Here is a 17,608-nt window from a genome sequence, read left to right as displayed (position 1 = left end):
GGTTACAGCAGCCCCTCGGCGCGGAACTGGGCGCGGATGTCGGTTTCGGGGCGCGCGCCGACATGGCCGATCACCTCGGCGGCCGCGATGCAGCCCATGCGGCCCGCGACCTCCAGCGGCAGCCGCGTCGCCAGTCCATAAAGCAGCCCTGCCGCGAACTGGTCGCCCGCGCCAGTCGCATCGACCGGCGTGACGCGGTGGACCGGGGCGCCCACGCGCTGCCCGTCCCGGATCAGGATCGCATCCTCGCCCGAGCGGGTGCAGATCACCGTCCCGCAATCGGCCGCCGCCAGGCGCAGCGCCTCCTCCAGATCCTCGACCTGATAAAGCGCGCACCATTCGTGCCGGTTGCCGATCACGTAATCCATGGGCCCGGCCACGAGGCGCCGGAAATCCTCGCGGTGGCGGTCGACGCAGAACGGGTCCGACAACGCGATCCCCGCCTGGCCGCCGGCATCGTGGCAAGCCTGCGCGGCCTTCAGGAAAGCCTCCTTCCCCTTGGGCTTGTCGAACAGATAGCCCTCCAGGAACAGCCAGCCCGCGCCCTGGAAGACCGACGGGTTCACGTCATCGGGCCCCAGTTCGGCCGAGATGCCCAGATAGGTGTTCATCGACCGCTCGCCGTCCGGGGTCACCATGATGATGCTGCGCGAGGTGGGCAGCTGGTCGCCGGCCACGGGCGGATTGACGAAGACGGTGCCCGCGGCCTCGGTCTGTTCGGCATAGGACAGGCCCAGGGCATCCTCGGCCACGCGGCCGATGAAGGCGGTCTTCAGCCCCAGCATGCCGATCCCGGCCAGCGTGTTGGCAACGGATCCGCCCGGCACCAGCCGCGACCGTGCCCGGCCGGGGCCGTGATCGTCGGCCTGCGCGGCCATCAGGTATTCCGAGCGGTCGCGCTCGATCAGCTGCATGATCCCCTTCTGGACGCCAAGCGCGGCCAGCCGATCCTCCTCGACCGGAGAGATCACGTCCATGATCGCGTTGCCGATGCCGATCACATAGGGGGTTGTCATGCGGTCTTCTCCTCATAGGGGCACAGGTCGCGGATCGGGCAGATGCCGCAGCGGGGCTTCCGCGCCTGGCAGATATAGCGGCCGTGCAGGATCAGCCAGTGATGGGCATGGGACTGAAAGCGCGCGGGGACATTGTCCTCGATCGCGCGCTCGACCTCGTCCACGTCGCGTCCGGGGGCGATGCGGGTGCGGTTGCCGACACGGAAGATATGCGTGTCCACCGCCTGCGCGGGATGGCCGAAGGCGCAGGACAGGACCACATTGGCGGTCTTGCGCCCGACGCCCGGCAGCCGCATCAGCGCGGCGCGGCTGTCGGGCACCTGTCCGCCGAATTCCTCGACCAGGAGGCGCGACAGCGCGATGACGTTTTTCGCCTTCTGCCGAAACAGGCCGATCGTCTTGACATGCTCGGTCACGCCCTCGACGCCCAGGTCCAGCATCTTCTGCGGCGTGTCGGCGATGGCGAACAGGCCGCGCGTGGCCCTGTTCACGCCCACATCCGTCGCCTGCGCCGACAGCGCCACCGCCACGACCAGCGTGAAGGGGTTCACGAAGTCCAGCTCGGTCTCGGGCGCGGGATTGCCCTCGGCCAGCCGCGCAAAGATCGCGACCTGGTCGGCAAAGGGCAGCGCGGGGGGCGGACGTTTCGCAAGGGCCATGATCCCCCGCTTTTGACCGCCCCGCCCCGGCAATGCAACCCGCCCCGCGATCACGCGGCGGATCCGTGGTTTGTGAAGCCTTTCCAGTAACCTCCACGAAACAGTGACTTCCCTTCGCCGCGGAACTGCGACAGCGTGCGACGCGTTGGGGACGCGATCCGGAATCAGGCAGCAGGCCGGCCGGAACCCCATCGACGATATGGCGCGGCGACGGACCGCCCGCCCTGACACAGGAAAGGGAGCCCGATGAAACTCCGCACCACCACGATCCTCGCCGCCTCCGGCCTCATGATCCTCGGCGCCTGCGCCGACCCCAGCATGACCGGCACCGGCATGAGCGGCACCACCGGGATGAGCCGCACCCAGCAGGGCGCGCTGGCCGGCGCCGCCGCCGGCGCCATCTATGGCGCCACCCGCGACAGCGACAGCAACAACGAAGGCCGCGACGCCGCCCGGGGCGCGATCGTCGGCGGGATCGCGGGCGCGATCGCCGGCAACATCCTAGACCGTCAGGCCGCCGCGCTGCAGCAGTCGATCTCGAACCCGAATGTGCAGATCGTCAACCACGGGTCCTATCTGCAGGTGGTCATGCCCGAGGGCATCCTGTTCGCGACCAACTCGGCCGCCGTGTCGGGTCCGGCGCAGTCCGACCTTTACGCCGTCGCGCGCAACCTGAACCAGTACCCGAACAGCCGGGTCGAGGTGATCGGCCATACCGACAACACCGGCAGCGCGGCCTATAACCTCGACCTGTCGCAGCGCCGTGCGCAGTCGGTCGCGGGCATCCTGGCCGCCGCGGGCGTGTCGCAGGGACGCCTGTCGGCCACCGGCCGCGGTTTGACGCAGCCCGTCGCCTCGAACGCGACCGAGGCCGGTCGCGCACAGAACCGCCGGGTCGAGATCATCATCCGCCCGACGCAGTAAGCGGCACGGGATAAGGATACGAAGGGCCGGGCGGAGACGTCCGGCCCTTTGCCTTTGCGCACGCCGCGGCCTATGCAGGATCGACCCCCAGGGAACCGGACCGCCATGCCCTTCGAGAAGATCGATGCCGCCCGCCTGTCAGGCGCCATCATCCGCCAGATCGAGACACTGATCCTGCAGGGCGTGCTGCGCCCCGGAGAGCGCCTGCCGGGTGAGCGCGACCTGGCCGAGCGGATGAATGTCAGCCGTCCCTCGCTGCGCGAGGCGCTGGCGGCGATGCAGGAGGACGGGCTGCTGGTCACCCGCCCCGGATCGGGCGTCTTCGTGGCCGATGTGCTGGGCAGCGCCTTTTCACCCGCGCTGGTGCGGCTGATCGCGCGGCATCCCGAGGCCGCGGATGATTACCTGACCTTCCGCAAGGACCTGGAGGGGCTGGCCGCCGAACGGGCCGCCACCGCCGCGGGCGAGACCGACCTGCAGGTCCTGGACCGGATCCTGACGGCGATGCGCCACGCCCATGCCAAGGGTGACCCCGAGGCCGAGGCGGCGCTGGATGCCGATTTCCACATGGCCATCGTCGAGGCCAGCCACAATGTCATCGCGCTTCACATGATGCGCGCGATGCAGGACCTGCTGCGCCAGGGAATGCTGTTCAACCGCCCGCGCGTCTTTACCAGCCCCGAACAGCGCGACCGCATCCTGGACCAGCACGCGGCCATCAACGACGCCCTGCAGGCGCGCGACGGCATGGCGGCGCGCCGCGCGCTGGAGGCGCATCTGGATTTCGTGGCCGCGACCCTGACCGCGCAGCGCCGGGCCGACGAACATGCCGCGGTGGCGCGGCTGCGGCTGCAAAACCGCCCCGAGGGCTGACAGGAAAAACCCCCGGCGCCACAGGGGCACCGGGGGTTCAGGATGTCACTGTCCAATCCGGTGGATCAGTTCAGGCGGCGCGCCACGTCTGCGATGGCGTCGTCGATGCCTGCCGAACGCTTGCCCGCCCGGACCTGGGCTGCCAGAATCTCGGACGCGGCGGCCACGGCGGCCTGGACCGCACGGTCGCGGATCGCCCGGACCGCGTCATTCTCGGCGCTGCCGATCTGGTCCTGCGCGGCCTGAAGCCGGCGCTCGATCGAACGGCGCAGGTCGTCCTGGGCCTTGGCGGCCTGGGCTTCGGCCTCACGCTTGGCATTGGCGACTATCTGGTCCGCCTGGCCCTTCACCTCGCGCGAGCGACGCTCGTAGCTGGCATAGATCTCCTGCGCTTCCTCGCGCAGGCGGCGGGCCTCGTCCAGGTCCTTGCGGATGCCTTCGGAACGCTTGTCCAGCAGGCCGCCGATCAGCGCCGGGACCTTGAAATAGACCAGAATGCCGATGAAGGCCAGGAAGGCCAGCAGCACGATGAAGTTCGTGTTGCGCAGCGAAAAGAACGGGCCGGTCGCGGCAATGGCCGGCGCGGCCGCCAGCATCGAGGCCGACGCGACTGTCAGAATGCGGATCATTGCATCGCCCCCTTCATGCGGGTGTCCAGCGCGGCGTTGACGGCGCCCTGGTCGACGGTGCCACCAAAGGCGCGCACAAGTTCCGCCGTGACGTCCTGCGCCACGTCGCGCGCGCTGGCGTCGGACGAGGCCCGGATCTCGCGGATGCGCGCCTCGGATTCCGCGGTGCGCGCGGCGATCTCGGCATCCGCCCTGGCGATGGCCGCGTCCAGCTGGCCCTGGATCTCGGCGCGGTTCTGCGCGACGATGGCCTGGGCCTCGGTCCGCGCATCGGCCAGCGCCTTGTCATAGGCGGCTTCGGCCTCGCGGGCCTTCTGCTTGAATTCTTCGGCCGCCATCAGATCGCCCGTGACGGCACCCTGACGGTCCGAGAGCACGGCGGCGATGCGGGGCAGCGCCACCCGGGACAGCACCAGATAGAGAACCACCAGCGTGACGCCCAGCCAGAAGATCTGGTTGCCGAAGGTGGCGATATCCAGCTGCGGAAGCCCTGCGGCCTCCCCGGCATGCTCTGCTGCGTCGACCCCGTGAACGATCACGACATCGGCGCCGTGGGTCGCAGCTTCGTCAACAACGACGACCGCGCCCTCATTATGTCCGGCCGCGGTGGTGGCGGCCTCTTGCAACAGGCTGAACATGTCCTACCCCATGGCCTTACGATATGACGATGGGGTGGGGGTCAGGCCCCCACCCCGCCGCAAGGATGGCGTGGGATCAGACCGCGAACATCAGCAGAAGCGCGACGAGGAACGAGAAGATCCCCAGGGCTTCGGCGAATGCCATGCCGATGAACAGCGTGGCGGTCTGGCCGGCGGCGGCCGACGGGTTGCGCAGGGCACCGGCCAGGAAGTTGCCGGCGACGTTGCCCACGCCCAGGGCGGCAAAGCCCATGCCGAACGCGGTCAGGCCGACGCCGATGTACTGGCCCAGTTCTGCGATATTGCCTTCCATGGTATTTCTCCTTGCGGTTGGAAGATTGGCGATCTTGGTGGATGCGGTCCCGACGGGAGCCGCACGGGGGCCGCGGCCCGACGCCTCAGTGCGACGGGTGCAGCGCATCCTTGAGGTAGACGCAGGTCAGGATGGTGAAGACATAGGCCTGCACGAAGGCGACGAGCACCTCGAAGGCATACATCCCGACAACCGCGATGATGGCGACAGGGGCTACGGCGGCGATGGCCGCGAAGCCCGCGAAAACCTTGATGACGGCGTGGCCCGCGATCATGTTGCCGGCCAGACGAATGGACAGGCTCAGCGGACGCACGAAGTAGCTGATGACCTCGATCACGGCCAGGATCGGACGCACGGCCAGCGGCGCAGAGCGGATCCAGAAGAGGTCCAGGAAATGCGCGCCGTTCTTGACGAAGCCGATGATGGTGACGCCCAGGAACACCGCCATGGCCAGCACGCCGGTGACGGCGATGTGCGAGGTGACGGTGAAGGCCATCGGCACCAGGCCCAGCAGGTTGGCGAAGACGATGAACATGAACAGCGTCAGCACATAGGGGAAATAGCGCAGGCCGTCCTTGCCGGCGATGTCCTCGATCATCTTGTGGACCAGGCCATAGGCCATCTCGGCCACCGACTGCGAGCGGTTGGGCACGATCGCGCGGCCGCGGGTGCCCAGCACCAGGAGCGCGATCGCGGCCAGGGCCGTCAGGGCCAGCCACAGCGTGACGTTGGTCGGCGTGTACCAGTGGACCTCGCCCGCGCCGAACAGCGGCTTGACCACGAATTGGTCCATCGGGTGGAATTCAAGGCCGCCGCCAGTCGCTTCCGTCGCCACGATCAATCCCTCTCGTCTTGGCCCGGCGCTTGGCCGGTATTAGATCCCTCCGGCGCCGGGCCGGACTTCCTGTCAAGCTCGGACGCGGTGCGCATCATCGTCTTGATGCCGGCCGCGAGACCGAGGAAAATGAACAGGACCATCAGCAGCGGCGTTGTGCCCAGCAGATAGTCCAGACCGTAACCGACCGCGAAACCAAGCCCCAGGCCGGCCACAAGCTCGATCACCATGCGCCAGGCGAGGTTTGCCTGTTCGTACTTGCCCATCGGGCCGGGACCCTGGGGCTTGGGCGTCAGGGCGGCCAGCTTTGCTTCCAGGGCGCGCAGCCGGTCGGCATCCGCCGCCCTGTCCGCATCGCTCTGGGGCTTGTCGGCCATCACTCACGCCCCCGTCATCGTTGGGCGCTGTCTAGGTGCTGCCGCCGGCCAAGTCAAGCAGCGGCGATATTCCATCAAGATAATGAAATTGCTGTGATTTCCTGATTTCCGGAATCTGCCCTCCCGCTTGCATTCCCCGGCGGCAGGGTTCAATACTCAACCGCCCGGTTGACCGACCTCCTCGTGAAAAGGCTGCTGATGACCCTTTCCCCCCTGCCCGACAGGCTGGATCTGATCTTCGCGGCCCTGGCGGACCCGACCCGCCGGCGGGTCCTGTCGATGCTCCTGGAGGATGACATGGCGGTCAGCGACGTGGCGGCGCCCTTTGTGATGAGCCTCGCCGCGATCTCGAAGCACCTGGCGGTGCTTGCGGCGGCGGGCCTGATCCTGCAAGAGCGGCGCGGCCGGATCACGTGGTGCAAGCTGGACCCCGAGGGGATGCGCGCCGCGTCGGTCTGGATGCAGGGCTTCGGGCAGTTCGACCCGGTGGACCTGGACGATTTCGAGCGGTTCCTGCAAGCCGAACTGAGGGAAGACGATGACCAAGACGCCTGACGTGCTGTGCATTGGTGCGATGCTGTGGGACGTGATCGGCCGCGCGCCGCGTCGCATGGCGCCCGGTGCCGACGTGCCCGGCCGGATCCGCCACCTGCCAGGCGGCGTGGCGCTGAACGTCGCGGTCGCGCTGGCGCGATGGGGCATGACGCCCGCGGTCCTGTCGGCCGTGGGGCGCGATTCCGAGGGCGAGGCGCTGGTGACCGAGGCCGAGCGCCTTGGCGTTATGACCGGCCACCTAGCCCGGGACACCGGCCTGCCCACCGACTGCTATATGGCGATCGAGGACAGCGAGGGGCTGATCGCCGCTGTGGCCGACGCCCTCAGCCTGGAACTGGCGGGGGCGGCGATCCTGGCGCCGCTGGACGCCCTGCCCCCCTGGACCGGCCCGGTGGTGCTGGACGGCAACCTGACCGAGGAACTGCTGTCCGCCATCGCCCGCGATCCGCGCCTGGCCTCGGCCGATCTGCGCGTGGTCCCCGCCAGCCCCGGCAAGGCCGAGCGGCTGGAGCCGCTGATCGCCGCGCGGCGCGGCTGTTTCTACCTGAACCGCCTGGAGGCCGAGATCCTGGCCGGGCGCGCCTGCGCTGATGCGGCATCGGCCGCCGAGGCCGTCGTGGCCCGCGGCGCGGCCCGCGTGCTGGTCACCGACGGTCCCAACCCGGCGGCCGAGGCGGTCGTCGGCGGCCCCACCCTGACCCACAAGCCGCCCCAGGTCACCGTCGAACGCGTGACCGGGGCGGGCGATTGTTTCCTGGCGGCGCATCTGGCCGCCGGGCTGAAGGAAATGCCGCGCGACGCGGCCCTGCGGCAGGCCGTCAGGGCCTCGGCCGCGCATGTCTCCGGAAAGGACGTCCCGTGACCCACACTGCCCCCCTCACCTTCGCCCTCGAGGTTCGCGACGCGCTGGATCGCGGCCTGCCGGTCGTGGCGCTGGAATCGACCATCATCACGCATGGCATGCCCTGGCCGCAGAACCTGGAGATGGCCGAGAAGGTCGAGGCCACCATCCGCGACGGCGGCGCGGTTCCCGCGACCATCGCCGTGATAGGTGGCCAGATCCATATCGGCCTGACGCCCGAGGCCCTGCGCGCCCTGGCCCAGACCCCGCCGGCGGAGGCGATGAAGCTGTCGCGCGCCGACCTGGCGGTCTGCATCGCGAACGGCCGCACCGGGGCGACGACCGTGGCAGCGACGATGATCTGCGCGCATCTGGCGGGCATCAGGGTCTTTGCCACCGGCGGCATCGGCGGCGTCCATCGCGGGGCCGAGGACAGTTTCGACATCTCGGCCGACCTGCAGGAACTGGCGCAGACGCCGGTGACCGTCGTGGCGGCGGGCGCCAAGGCGATCCTCGATCTGCCCAAGACCTGGGAGGTGCTGGAGACCCTGGGCGTGCCGGTCATCGCCTTTGGCCAGGACGAGTTGCCGGCCTTCTGGTCGCGCGCGTCCGGCATCAAGGCGCCCTTGCGCATGGACAGCCCCGAGGAAATCGCCGCCGCCGCCGCCATGCGCGCGGCCCTCGGCCTCAAGGGCGGCCAGCTGGTCGCGAACCCGATCCCGGTGGAGGCCGAAATCCCGCAGGACCAGATCATGCCGGTGATCGAACAGGCCCTGGCCGAAGCCGGGGCGCAGGGCATTGCCGCCAAGGCGGTCACGCCCTTCCTGCTGGGCCGCATCTTCGAACTGACCGGGGGCCGGTCGCTGGACAGCAACATCGAACTGGTCCTGAACAACGCCCGCCTGGCCGCACGGATCGCCGCCGCGATGGCCTAGGCCTGCGGCATGTCGGGAAACAGCGCGGACAGGTCAAAGCTGTCCTCGTTGTTCAGCTTGTCGGCATGATCCTCGATGAAACGGTCCGCGGCCTTCTGGCCCGCGGCCTTCATCACGGCCAGCAGGCCCGGCCGGGGCATCAGCTTGGACCGGGCGGTCAGGTCGATCATCAGCGCGTCATCCTCGATCAGGTGGACCAGCACGTTCTTCATCGACCGGCTTTCCAGCCGCTTCTCGGCCGACAGTTCCTTGACGAAGTTGATCGCGCGCAGCTGGTTCATCAGCGAGCTGTTGAAGCTGATCTCGTTCACCCGGTCGGCGATCTCGACCGGGGTGCGGGGCAGCACCTCGCGCAGCAGCGGGTTGATGGCCACGATCAGGATGTCGCGTGGAAAATCGGGCCGGTACAGCGGAAACAGCGCCGGGTTGCCGCCATAGCCGCCATCCCAATAGGCCTCCAGCCGGCCGGTGGCGGGATCGGCGATCTCGACCGCCTGGAACAGCGTCGGCAGGCAGGCCGAGGCCATCGCCGCCTCGGCCGTCGCCGCCGCACCGGTAAAGACCTTGATGCGACCGGTCCGCACATTCGTCGCGGCAATGAACAGCGCCGGACCCCGGTCGCAGGTAAAATCCGCATGCGGCAGGTCGCGCAGCAGCTGGCCAAGCGGGTTCACGTAGAAGGGGCCATAGTCATAGGGACTGAACAGCCGGGTCAGGTTGTCCAGCCAGGCAGCGGGCGACACCATCTCGGTCAGGCGCTGGAAGCCGCGCGGCATGGGCATCAGCGACTGCATCCAGCGCACGACGCGGTTGTCGCTCATCGCGCCGATCCCGGACCAGAGCGCGTCCAGGTTCTCGCGCGCCGCGCGCCGTCCCGCCGGACCCTCGCCGGTCGCCAGCCCCGCCTTCAGCGCCGCCCCGTTCAGCGCCCCGGCCGATGTGCCGCTGATGGCCGCGACCTGCAGCCAGCGTTCCTCCAGCAGGCGGTCCAACACGCCCCAGGTAAAGGCGCCATGCGCGCCGCCGCCCTGCAGCCCAAGATTGATGCTCTTGTCCTTCATCGCCGGCGATCCCCACGCTTTGCACCTGCAGCAGGATAAAACCCTGCGCCGACAAGGCAAGTCGCAAGGCGATGCCGCGCTGCGGCGCCTCAGTCCCCGGCGTTGGCCTCGGCGCGGCTCTTGCCCGCGACGTCCAGCGCCAAGGTGGCGGCCATGAAGCGGTCCAGGTCACCGTCCAGGACGCCCTGCGTGTCGCTGGTCTCCTCGGAGGTGCGCAGGTCCTTCACCATCTGGTAGGGATGCAGAACATAGGAGCGGATCTGGTTGCCCCAGCCCGCATCGCCCTTTGCCGCGTGCTGGGCGTTGATCTCGGCGTTCCGCTTGTCCAGCTCCATCTGATAGAGCCGCGCCTTCAGCGCCGCCATGGCGTTGGCGCGGTTCTGGTGCTGCGACTTTTCCGAACTGGTGACCACGATATTCGTGGGAAGGTGGGTGATCCGCACGGCCGAGTCGGTGGTGTTGACGTGCTGCCCGCCCGCGCCCGACGACCGATAGGTGTCGATGCGGATGTCGCGGTCGGGGATGTCGATCTCGATATTGTCGTCCACGACCGGATAGACCCAGACGCTGCTGAAGCTGGTATGCCGCCGCGCCGCGCTGTCATAGGGGCTGATGCGCACCAGGCGGTGCACGCCGGATTCCGATTTCAGCCAGCCATAGGCATTATGCCCGGTGATCTTGTAGGCGGCGCTGCGGATGCCGGCCTCGTCACCGCCGGTTTCGGACAGCAGCTCGACCTCGTAGCCCTTCTTTTCGGCCCAGCGCACATACATGCGCGCCAGCATCGACGCCCAGTCGCAGCTTTCGGTGCCGCCCGCGCCCGCGTTGATCTCCAGGAAGGTGTCGTTCCCGTCCGCCTCGCCGTTCAGCAGCGCCTCCAGTTCCTTCTGGGCGGCCAGCTTGGCCAGATCCTTCAGGTTCGCCTCGGCCTCGGCCACCAGGTCGGCATCGCCCTCGGCCTCGGCCAGCTCGACCATCTCGGCATTGGCCGACAGGTCGCCGTCGATCCGGCGATAGGTGTCGATCGCATCCGACAGCGACTGCCGCTCTCGCATCAGCTTCTGCGCACGGGCCGGGTCGGACCACAGGTCGCCATCCTCGATCATGGCGTTCATCTCTTCCAGGCGGTGCGGCGCGGTCTGCCAGTCCAGGCGCTGTCCCAGCAGGGTCAGCGAGCGGCGGATGGCCTCGATGGTGGACTGCGTCTCGGCGCGCATGGGCGGGTTCCTTCGGTCAGGCGTCAGGTCCGGGGTGATAACCCGACCCGCGCCCTTGGGCAAGACCGGCGCAACCCCGCGCCCGCCCCGCACGTTCCGCCACTGGTGACACATGCTGCACGACAGGAGGTTCCGATGTCCGAATTGATCCAGGCGACCTTCCAGCCCCTGCAGAGCATGGACCTGTCCGTCGCCACCCTGCGGCTGCTGCTGGCGCTGATCCTGGGCGCGGTCATCGGGTGGGAGCGCGAGCGGTCGTCCCGGCCGGCGGGGCTCAGGACGCATATGCTGATCTCGATGGCGGCCGCGCTGTTCACGGTGATCGCGACCGAGCTGACGCATATGCGGGCCGACCAGGACGCCAGCCTGCAGATCGACCCGCTGCGCCTGATCGAGGCGGTCACGGCGGGCGTGGCCTTTCTGGCCGCCGGCTCGATCATCACCAAGGGCGCCAACGTGCGCGGCATCACCACCGGGGCCTCGATGTGGCTGGCCGGGGCGATCGGGCTTTCCTGCGGGACGGGGAACGGCACCCTGGCGGCCATCGCGGCAGGCTTCGGGCTGATGGTGCTGAGCCTTATCCGCAACGTGGTCGAGCCGCGGCTGTCGTCGGACGGGACCAAGCCGCCGGACTAGGCTCAGGACTCGTTCTTGATCACAGCCAAAATAGGACGGTTGCGGCCAATGCTATTGCGGAGAGGTATGTCTCCGGGCACCTGTCGTAACGCGTGGCGACACGTCTCCAGTCTTTCAGCCGCCCGAACATGATCTCGATGCGATTGCGCCTTCTGTAGCGGCGCTTGTCGTATTTCACGGTTTTCTTGCGCAACTTCCGGCTAGGGATACAAGCTTTTATCCCTCTGTCCTGCAACGCTTTTCGCAGCCAGTCAGCATCATAGCCTCGGTCCGCCAAGAACCAATCAGCCTGCGGCAGGCCGTCCAGAAGCGCCGCTGCGCCGGTGTAGTCGCTGACCTGTCCTGCCGACATGAAGAACCGGATAGGTCTGCCTTTCGCATCGGTGACGGCGTGCAGCTTGGTGTTCATGCCGCCTTTCGTTCGACCAATCTGGCGACTGCGCCCCCCTTTTTGGCCCGCAGGCTGCAAGCCGTGCGATGCGCCTTCAGATAGGTTGCATCGATCATGATTGTCTTCGGATCGGTGCTCTCGGCGGCCAGGCCGACCATGATCCGGGCGAAGACCCCGTTGTCACTCCAGCGCTTCCAGCGATTATAAAGCGTCTTGGCAGGTCCATATTCACTCGGCGCATCGCACCATCTCAAACCATTGCGATTGATGAAGATAATGCCGCTCAGCACCCGCAGATCGTCAACTCGGGGACGGCCATGGCTCTTGGGGAAGTAGGGGCGAAGGCGCGCCATCTGCGCCTCGGTCAGCCAGAACAGGTTGCTCATCGATCAGGTCTCCTTGCGGCGGCCTGAATCACGCAAAGGGCGTAAAATCAATGGGTCTGGAGCCTAGGGGAGCCTTGCCGGAACGGCGCGCGCGGGGGCAGTGCGCCGTCGCGGGACGCAGTCCGCCCCGCGCGCCTCAGTAGAGGCCGCCCGAGGACATGGTGCCGAAATCGCTGCGCTTGGGGATCACCCGCCTCTGGCCGGTGGAGGTCGTCACCGCCTGCCCCGCGCGGGCATCCGCCCCCGCCTCCCAGGGCAGGATCACCACCTCGTCGCCAAAGCCCGAAACGACATAGGGCGCCAGCCAGTCGGGATCCATGCCCTCGCGGAAGTATTCCGAGATCACGTCCGGTCCCGTGGCGTCGTCGGGCAGGCGCTGGCCGGTGATGCGGTCGATCTTGACCCAGTAGCCGCCTGGCGGAACTTTGAACTCGGTGCCGCCATACTGCGCCACCGCCTCGCGCATGAAGGCGTTGAAGACCGGCACGCACAGCGTCCCGCCATAGGCGCGTTCGCCCAGGGACCGCGGCTGGTCATACCCCAGATAGCAGCCTGCGACGATATTGCTGGAATAGCCGATGAACCAGACGTCCTTGGCGTCGTTGGTCGTCCCCGTCTTGCCCGCGATCGGCACCGGCAGGTCGACCCCCTTGCCCGAACCGCGCTCGACCGCGCCCTCCAGCATCGAGGTCAGCTGATAGGCCGTCACCGCGTCCATCACCCGTTCGCGGTTGTTGTCGATGACCGGCCCCTGCCCCACAGGCAGCGCCTGCAACCCGCAGGTCTGGCAGACGCGCTGGTCGTGGCGATAGACGGTGCGCCCGCGCCGGTCCTGCACGCGGTCGACCAACGTCGGCTCCACCCGCTCTCCGCCATTGGCGAACATCGCATAGGCCGCGACCATCTTGAACAGCGTCGTCTCCTGCGCGCCAAGGGCGTTGGCCAGGAACGGCTCCAGCTTGTCATAGACGCCGAATTCCTCCGCATAGCGGGCGACCTGGTCCATGCCGATGTCGTCGGCGATGCGGATGGTCATCAGGTTGCGCGACTGCTCGATCCCGGTGCGCAGCGGCGTGGGTCCGTAATGGCGCCCCGAGCTGTTCTTGGGCTCCCACAGGCCCTGGGGCGTGTTGATGCGGATCGGCTCGTCCACCACGATTGTGGCGGGGGTATAGTTGTTGTCCAGCGCCGCGGCATAGACAAAGGGCTTGAAGCTGGACCCCGGCTGCCGCTGCGCCTGCGTGGCGCGGTTGAAGACCGAGGACTGGTAGGAAAAGCCGCCCTGCATGGCCAGGACGCGCCCGGTGTTCACGTCCATCGCCATGAAGCCGCCCTGCACCTCGGGCACCTGCCGCAGGGTCCAGCGGAGAAAGCTGCCGTCGCTGTCGCTGGTCATCGGGCGCACCAGCACCACCTCGCCCGGACGGACCAGGTCGCCCGCGACCTTGGCCGGAGGCTCCAGCCGGCCGGTCTCGCGGTCCAGCCTGCGGGCCCATTGCACGTCGGCGGCCGGGATCCAGTGGCCGTCGGCATCCTCCTCGATGCCCTCGATGCCGATGCGGGCGTCGCCATTCGCCAGTTCCAGCACCACGGCAGGACGCCAGCCCGGAATGTCGCGCGGCAGGCGCAGGTCCCACAGCGCCCCCCGCCAGGCGGCCTCCTCGCGCAGCGCCTCGGGCGGCAAGGTCTCTCCGGTGCCGCGCCAGACGCCCCGGCCGCGGTCGTACTGCTCCAGCGCCTCCTGCAGCGCCTTTGCCGCCTCGGCCTGCAGATCCGGGTCCAGAGTCGCGCGGATCGTCAGGCCGCCGCCAAAGAACTCCTCCTGCCCGAACTCGCGGCTCAGCTGGCGGCGGATCTCGTCGGTGAAATAGTCGCGCGTCGGCATCTGCTGCTGGAACGAGGGGAAGTCCCCGTTCTGGACCGAGCGCAGCGGCAGCCTGGCCTCGGCCTCGTAGGTCGCCTGGTCGATGAAGCCGTTCTGCCACATCTCGCGCAGGACATAGTTGCGACGCTCGGTCACCCGCTCCTTGGCGCGGACGGGGTGATAGCGGCCGGGCGCCTGCGGCAGGGCGGCCAGCATCGCGGCCTCGTGCGGGGCCAGTTCCGACAGGGACTTGTTGAAATAGGTCTGGGCCGCCGCCACCACGCCAAAGCTGTTCTGCCCCAGGAAGATCTCGTTCAGGTAAAGTTCCAGGATCTGGTCCTTGGACAGCGACCGTTCCAGCCGCGCCGCCAGGATCAGTTCCTTGACCTTGCGCTCGACGCTGCGGTCGCTGGACAAAAGGAAGTTCTTCATCACCTGCTGGGTGATGGTGGATGCGCCGCGCACGCTGGACCCGCGGCTGGCGACCGCCTGATAGCCCGCCCCCAGGATGCCGCGCAGGTCATAGCCCGGATGGCTGTAGAAGTTCTTGTCCTCGGCGCTGACAAAGGCCTGCTTGATCAGGTCGGGAACCTCGTCGATGGGCACGAAGATGCGCCGCTCCTCGGCGAATTCGTCGATCAGCTGGCCCTCGGCGGAATAGATGCGGCTGATCGTCTTGGGCGAATACTGGGCCAGCATCTCGTGGCTGGGCAGGTCGCGCGAATAGACCCAGAAGATCCCGCCCACGGTCAGCGCGATGAAAAAGCTGGCGGTCACGAACCAGGAAAAGATCGCTCCGAAAAAAGACAGGATGGGTCGCAACACGGGAAATCGCCTTTCGAAGCCTTGGCCCCGCTATAGCGCCCCGCCCTTGTCCGGTCAAAACAACACTGGCCCTATCAACACTGGCCCCATCACGACCGGCCCGATCAGCGCCGCAGCAGCCCCGCCCGCGCCTGTTCATCGTTCCACCAGCCCGTCGTCGCATCGGCCACCGCCTGCACCATCCGCGCCCGCCACGCCGGATCGGTCAGGTTCGCAAGATCGGTCTGGTCCGAAATGAACCCCAGCTCCAGCAGCGCCGAGGCGATGTCGGGCGATTTCAGGACCGAGAAGGCCGCCCCCTGCACCGGGCGCCCGTGCAGCCCGATCCCCATCAGCGCCATGCGCGAGGTCAGAAGCCGCGCAAAGCTTTCGGATCGGGGCTGGGTGTCGGTGCGGGCAAAGCTCATCAGCGCCACGGCCAGGGCATCGTCCTGCCCCGACAGGTCGGTGCCCACCAGCAGGTCGTCGCGCTGGTGCCGCATGGTCAGCTGCCGCGCCGCCTGGTCGTTCGAGGCCGAATTCCACACATAGACCGTCGCCCCCGCCGCCTGTCCCTGCGGCAGCGCATCGGCATGCAGCGACAGCAGCAGCTGCGCGCCCGATTGCCGCGCCGCGGTCATGCGTTCTTCCAGGCGCACATAGACATCCGTATCGCGGGTCATCGCGACGGTGGCGCCCCGCGCCTCCAGCGCGTCGCGCAGCTCCAGCGCAAAGGTCAGGACCAGCTGCGCCTCGGTTTCCGCGCCGGCCTGGGCGCCCGGATCAAAGCCGCCATGGCCGGGGTCCAGCATCACCACCAGCCCCTCGGCCCGGGCCGGGCCTTCGGGCAGTTCCGCCGGATCGGGCAGGTCGCGCAGCGCCGCCGCAGCCGAGGGGCGGGGCGCGAAATCCTCGGGTGCGACCGGTGCCAGCGTCACCCGCAGACGCGCCGCGGCGCCGCGGGTGTCCATCCCCGCCCGCATCACGTGATAAGGACCGGGCAGTTCCAGCACCACGCGCGACCAGCCGCCCTTGTGGCTGCCCCACCGGATCGCGGGCAGCAGATCCTCTCCAAACAGCTGGGCGGGGCTGGTCCCGGTCAGGTCCACGTCCTTGAGGTCGACGACCAGCCGCGCGGGTTCGCCCACCAGAAAGACGCGATAAGGAACGGGCCGGTCCAGCGCCAGCCGCAGTTCCAGCGGCGCGGGTCCGAACAGCCGCTGCCACCAGTGCGCGTCCGCCTTGACCATGGCCGAGGCGCCAAGCTGGATCCGCGCCGGCTGCTGCGCCGCCGTCGGCTGCGGGGTCCACAGCGACAGCAGCAGCACCAGGATCAGCGTCAGCGATCTCATCTGCCGGCCATGAAGGCAGTCAGGCGGCGCAGCCCTTCCGCGATGTCGGGGGTCGCGCGGGCATAGGAAAAGCGCAGCGTCTGGTGGCCGCGCAGGGGATCGAAATCCAGCCCCGGCGTGACCGCGACGCCTGCCTTCTCCAGGATCTCGGCCGCGAAGGCGACCGAGTCATCCGTCAGGTGCGACACGTCGGCATAAATGTAGAAGGCCCCCTCGGGCGGGGCGATCCGGTCAAAGCCCGCACGCGGCAGCCCCTCCAGCATCAGGCGGCGGTTCTCGGCATAGGCGGCCAGGTTGGCCTCGGCCTCGGGGATGCAGTCCAGCGCGGCCAGCGCCGCAACCTGGCTGGCATGGGGCGGGCAGATGAACAGGTTCTGTGCCAGGCGTTCGATCGTGCGGATCATGTCGGGCGGGACAACCATCCAGCCGACGCGCCAGCCGGTCATGGAAAAGTATTTGCTGAAGGAGTTTATGACAACAACCTCATCCGTCACCTCAAGCGCGGAATGGCAGCGCTGGCCATAGCCCAGGCCGTGATAGATCTCGTCCGAGATGACCGACATGCCCCGCGCCTCTGCGGCCTGGGTCAGTGCCGCAAGTTCCGGCACCGTCAGGACGGTCCCTGACGGATTGCCGGGCGATGCCAGGATCAGGCCCTGCGCATCGGGCAGATCCTGGGGGCGCGGCTGATAGCGGTCCTCGGGGCGGGTCAGGATGCCCACCGGCTCCAGCGACATGGCACGCAGGATCTGGCGATAGCTGGGATAGCCCGGAAAGCCCATCGCCACCCGGTCGCCCGCATCGAACAGCGCCGAAAACGCCAGGATGAAGGCGCCGCTGCTGCCGGGCGTCACCACGACCCGCGCCGGGTCCAGATCCAGCCCGTACCAGCGGCGATAGAGGTCGGCGATGCCCTGCCGCAGCGCGGGCAGGCCAAGGGCGACGGTATAGCCAAGCGGCTGCGCCAGCGCCTCGGCCAAGGCGCGGCGGGCGCCTGCCGGTGCGGGGGTGCCGGGCTGGCCGACCTCCAGGTGGATGATGTGCCGGCCCGCGGCCTCGGCCTCAGCGGCCGCCTGCATGACATCCATGACGATGAAGGGGTCGACCTGTCCGCGCAGGGAATTTCGCATCGCTCGTGCCTCTTTTTTTCAGCCGTGATAGCGCGGGATGCGGGCGCGCTCCAGTTCTTTGGCCGGATCGCACCCGTTCTTTTCCGCAGCCCGGCGTCACGCGCCCGTGACGCGGCCGCCCGCAGCCCGTTCTTGCCATCCCCCACGCCCCGGTCCAATCTGCCGCGCAACG

General features: G+C 68.3%; 19 protein-coding genes. 6 read left to right on the top strand and 13 right to left on the bottom strand.

The genetic code is table 11. The features are described 5' to 3' along the window. Positions 1–2 precede the first annotated feature (2 nt). On the bottom strand, positions 3–1,016 hold the full coding sequence (locus tag ACZ2G3_RS06490) for an adenosine kinase (protein ID WP_470398479.1): 1,014 nt from the start codon (positions 1,014–1,016) through the stop codon (positions 3–5). Beyond that, the gene (nth, locus tag ACZ2G3_RS06485) at positions 1,013–1,675 is read right to left on the bottom strand and encodes an endonuclease III (RefSeq protein ID WP_470398477.1); all 663 of its coding nucleotides are present in this window, start codon (positions 1,673–1,675) and stop codon (positions 1,013–1,015) included. Before nth ends, ACZ2G3_RS06490 begins: the two co-directional genes overlap by 4 nt. A 246-nt stretch (positions 1,676–1,921) precedes the next feature. Here nth and ACZ2G3_RS06480 point away from each other — a divergent pair, with 246 nt between their 5' ends. Both ACZ2G3_RS06480 and ACZ2G3_RS06475 read left to right on the top strand, forming a co-directional pair. Next, on the top strand, positions 1,922–2,599 hold the full coding sequence (locus ACZ2G3_RS06480; RefSeq protein WP_470398475.1) for a YiaD family glycine zipper/OmpA-like lipoprotein: 678 nt from the start codon (positions 1,922–1,924) through the stop codon (positions 2,597–2,599). A 105-nt stretch (positions 2,600–2,704) separates the two neighbouring features. Then, complete coding sequence (locus ACZ2G3_RS06475) at positions 2,705–3,472, top strand: FadR/GntR family transcriptional regulator (RefSeq protein WP_470398473.1); 768 nt, start codon at positions 2,705–2,707, stop codon at positions 3,470–3,472. A 65-nt stretch (positions 3,473–3,537) separates the two neighbouring features. Here ACZ2G3_RS06475 and ACZ2G3_RS06470 read toward each other — a convergent pair whose 3' ends face one another. From ACZ2G3_RS06470 to ACZ2G3_RS06450, 5 genes are all read right to left on the bottom strand, one after another. Beyond that, positions 3,538–4,101 carry a F0F1 ATP synthase subunit B gene (locus ACZ2G3_RS06470; protein ID WP_470398471.1) on the bottom strand — a complete coding sequence of 188 codons (564 nt, stop codon included), beginning with the start codon at positions 4,099–4,101 and terminating at the stop codon, positions 3,538–3,540. Beyond that, entirely contained in the window at positions 4,098–4,739 is a 642-nt protein-coding gene (locus ACZ2G3_RS06465; protein ID WP_470398470.1) for a F0F1 ATP synthase subunit B', read from the bottom strand. The genes ACZ2G3_RS06470 and ACZ2G3_RS06465 overlap by 4 nt, the downstream gene beginning before the upstream one ends. Before the next feature lie 76 nt (positions 4,740–4,815). Further along, a complete protein-coding gene (locus ACZ2G3_RS06460) occupies positions 4,816–5,052 on the bottom strand; it encodes a F0F1 ATP synthase subunit C (RefSeq protein WP_022707390.1) in 237 nt (78 codons plus the stop codon). Between the two features lie 85 nt (positions 5,053–5,137). Further along, positions 5,138–5,887: a F0F1 ATP synthase subunit A gene (locus ACZ2G3_RS06455; protein ID WP_419267465.1), complete on the bottom strand. Its 750-nt coding sequence runs from the start codon at positions 5,885–5,887 to the stop codon at positions 5,138–5,140. 2 nt (positions 5,888–5,889) lie between these two features. Beyond that, positions 5,890–6,264 carry an AtpZ/AtpI family protein gene (locus tag ACZ2G3_RS06450; protein ID WP_419267464.1) on the bottom strand — a complete coding sequence of 125 codons (375 nt, stop codon included), beginning with the start codon at positions 6,262–6,264 and terminating at the stop codon, positions 5,890–5,892. A gap of 198 nt (positions 6,265–6,462) precedes the next feature. On the opposite strand from ACZ2G3_RS06450, the gene ACZ2G3_RS06445 reads away from it, so the two are divergent. From ACZ2G3_RS06445 to ACZ2G3_RS06435, 3 genes are read left to right on the top strand one after another with little or no spacing between them, the layout of a single operon-like run. Further along, positions 6,463–6,819, top strand: coding sequence for an ArsR/SmtB family transcription factor (locus ACZ2G3_RS06445; protein ID WP_419267463.1), 357 nt, complete (start codon positions 6,463–6,465; stop codon positions 6,817–6,819). Continuing rightward, positions 6,803–7,681, top strand: coding sequence for a PfkB family carbohydrate kinase (locus ACZ2G3_RS06440; protein WP_470398466.1), 879 nt, complete (start codon positions 6,803–6,805; stop codon positions 7,679–7,681). Before ACZ2G3_RS06445 ends, ACZ2G3_RS06440 begins: the two co-directional genes overlap by 17 nt. Continuing rightward, complete coding sequence (locus ACZ2G3_RS06435; protein ID WP_470398464.1) at positions 7,678–8,595, top strand: pseudouridine-5'-phosphate glycosidase; 918 nt, start codon at positions 7,678–7,680, stop codon at positions 8,593–8,595. Before ACZ2G3_RS06440 ends, ACZ2G3_RS06435 begins: the two co-directional genes overlap by 4 nt. Here ACZ2G3_RS06435 and ACZ2G3_RS06430 read toward each other — a convergent pair. Then, entirely contained in the window at positions 8,592–9,656 is a 1,065-nt protein-coding gene (locus ACZ2G3_RS06430; protein WP_470398462.1) for a patatin-like phospholipase family protein, read from the bottom strand. The two genes, ACZ2G3_RS06435 and ACZ2G3_RS06430, sit on opposite strands and share 4 nt — an antisense overlap. Before the next feature lie 89 nt (positions 9,657–9,745). Continuing rightward, the gene (gene prfB, locus ACZ2G3_RS06425; RefSeq protein ID WP_419267459.1) at positions 9,746–10,873 is read right to left on the bottom strand and encodes a peptide chain release factor 2; all 1,128 of its coding nucleotides are present in this window, start codon (positions 10,871–10,873) and stop codon (positions 9,746–9,748) included. 135 nt (positions 10,874–11,008) lie between these two features. Between prfB and ACZ2G3_RS06420 the strand changes: the two genes are divergently transcribed. Beyond that, entirely contained in the window at positions 11,009–11,509 is a 501-nt protein-coding gene (locus ACZ2G3_RS06420; protein ID WP_470398460.1) for an MgtC/SapB family protein, read from the top strand. 19 nt (positions 11,510–11,528) lie between these two features. Here the strand turns inward: ACZ2G3_RS06420 and ACZ2G3_RS06415 are convergent. The 4 genes from ACZ2G3_RS06415 to ACZ2G3_RS06400 form a co-directional block, all read right to left on the bottom strand. Next, positions 11,529–12,286 (bottom strand): IS5 family transposase gene (locus tag ACZ2G3_RS06415; protein ID WP_470395968.1). Its coding sequence is split into 2 segments (ribosomal slippage): positions 11,529–11,965 and positions 11,965–12,286, totalling 759 coding nucleotides; the frame shifts between segments, so codons are not numbered across the junction. A gap of 136 nt (positions 12,287–12,422) precedes the next feature. Beyond that, positions 12,423–14,975, bottom strand: coding sequence for a penicillin-binding protein 1A (locus ACZ2G3_RS06410; protein ID WP_470398458.1), 2,553 nt, complete (start codon positions 14,973–14,975; stop codon positions 12,423–12,425). A gap of 104 nt (positions 14,976–15,079) precedes the next feature. After that, a complete protein-coding gene (locus ACZ2G3_RS06405) occupies positions 15,080–16,306 on the bottom strand; it encodes an N-acetylmuramoyl-L-alanine amidase (protein WP_470398456.1) in 1,227 nt (408 codons plus the stop codon). After that, positions 16,303–17,436, bottom strand: coding sequence for a pyridoxal phosphate-dependent aminotransferase (locus ACZ2G3_RS06400; protein WP_470398454.1), 1,134 nt, complete (start codon positions 17,434–17,436; stop codon positions 16,303–16,305). Before ACZ2G3_RS06400 ends, ACZ2G3_RS06405 begins: the two co-directional genes overlap by 4 nt. Positions 17,437–17,608 lie beyond the last annotated feature (172 nt).

The organism is Paracoccus sp. KKT209 (assembly GCF_055635455.1).
Note: the sequence above shows the minus strand (reverse complement) of the source record. Positions and strands in the feature narration are given on the sequence as shown.

Excerpts from the sequence above, each read along its gene's own strand:
- ACZ2G3_RS06490 (WP_470398479.1), bottom strand. The coding sequence starts at position 1,016 with ATGACAACCCCCTATGTGATCGGCATCGGCAACGCGATCATGGACGTG.
- nth (WP_470398477.1), bottom strand. The coding sequence starts at position 1,675 with ATGGCCCTTGCGAAACGTCCGCCCCCCGCGCTGCCCTTTGCCGACCAG.
- ACZ2G3_RS06480 (WP_470398475.1), top strand. The coding sequence starts at position 1,922 with ATGAAACTCCGCACCACCACGATCCTCGCCGCCTCCGGCCTCATGATC.
- ACZ2G3_RS06475 (WP_470398473.1), top strand. The coding sequence starts at position 2,705 with ATGCCCTTCGAGAAGATCGATGCCGCCCGCCTGTCAGGCGCCATCATC.
- ACZ2G3_RS06470 (WP_470398471.1), bottom strand. The coding sequence starts at position 4,101 with ATGATCCGCATTCTGACAGTCGCGTCGGCCTCGATGCTGGCGGCCGCG.
- ACZ2G3_RS06465 (WP_470398470.1), bottom strand. The coding sequence starts at position 4,739 with ATGTTCAGCCTGTTGCAAGAGGCCGCCACCACCGCGGCCGGACATAAT.
- ACZ2G3_RS06460 (WP_022707390.1), bottom strand. The coding sequence starts at position 5,052 with ATGGAAGGCAATATCGCAGAACTGGGCCAGTACATCGGCGTCGGCCTG.
- ACZ2G3_RS06450 (WP_419267464.1), bottom strand. The coding sequence starts at position 6,264 with ATGGCCGACAAGCCCCAGAGCGATGCGGACAGGGCGGCGGATGCCGAC.
- ACZ2G3_RS06445 (WP_419267463.1), top strand. The coding sequence starts at position 6,463 with ATGACCCTTTCCCCCCTGCCCGACAGGCTGGATCTGATCTTCGCGGCC.
- ACZ2G3_RS06440 (WP_470398466.1), top strand. The coding sequence starts at position 6,803 with ATGACCAAGACGCCTGACGTGCTGTGCATTGGTGCGATGCTGTGGGAC.
- ACZ2G3_RS06430 (WP_470398462.1), bottom strand. The coding sequence starts at position 9,656 with ATGAAGGACAAGAGCATCAATCTTGGGCTGCAGGGCGGCGGCGCGCAT.
- prfB (WP_419267459.1), bottom strand. The coding sequence starts at position 10,873 with ATGCGCGCCGAGACGCAGTCCACCATCGAGGCCATCCGCCGCTCGCTG.
- ACZ2G3_RS06420 (WP_470398460.1), top strand. The coding sequence starts at position 11,009 with ATGTCCGAATTGATCCAGGCGACCTTCCAGCCCCTGCAGAGCATGGAC.
- ACZ2G3_RS06405 (WP_470398456.1), bottom strand. The coding sequence starts at position 16,306 with ATGAGATCGCTGACGCTGATCCTGGTGCTGCTGCTGTCGCTGTGGACC.
- ACZ2G3_RS06400 (WP_470398454.1), bottom strand. The coding sequence starts at position 17,436 with ATGCGAAATTCCCTGCGCGGACAGGTCGACCCCTTCATCGTCATGGAT.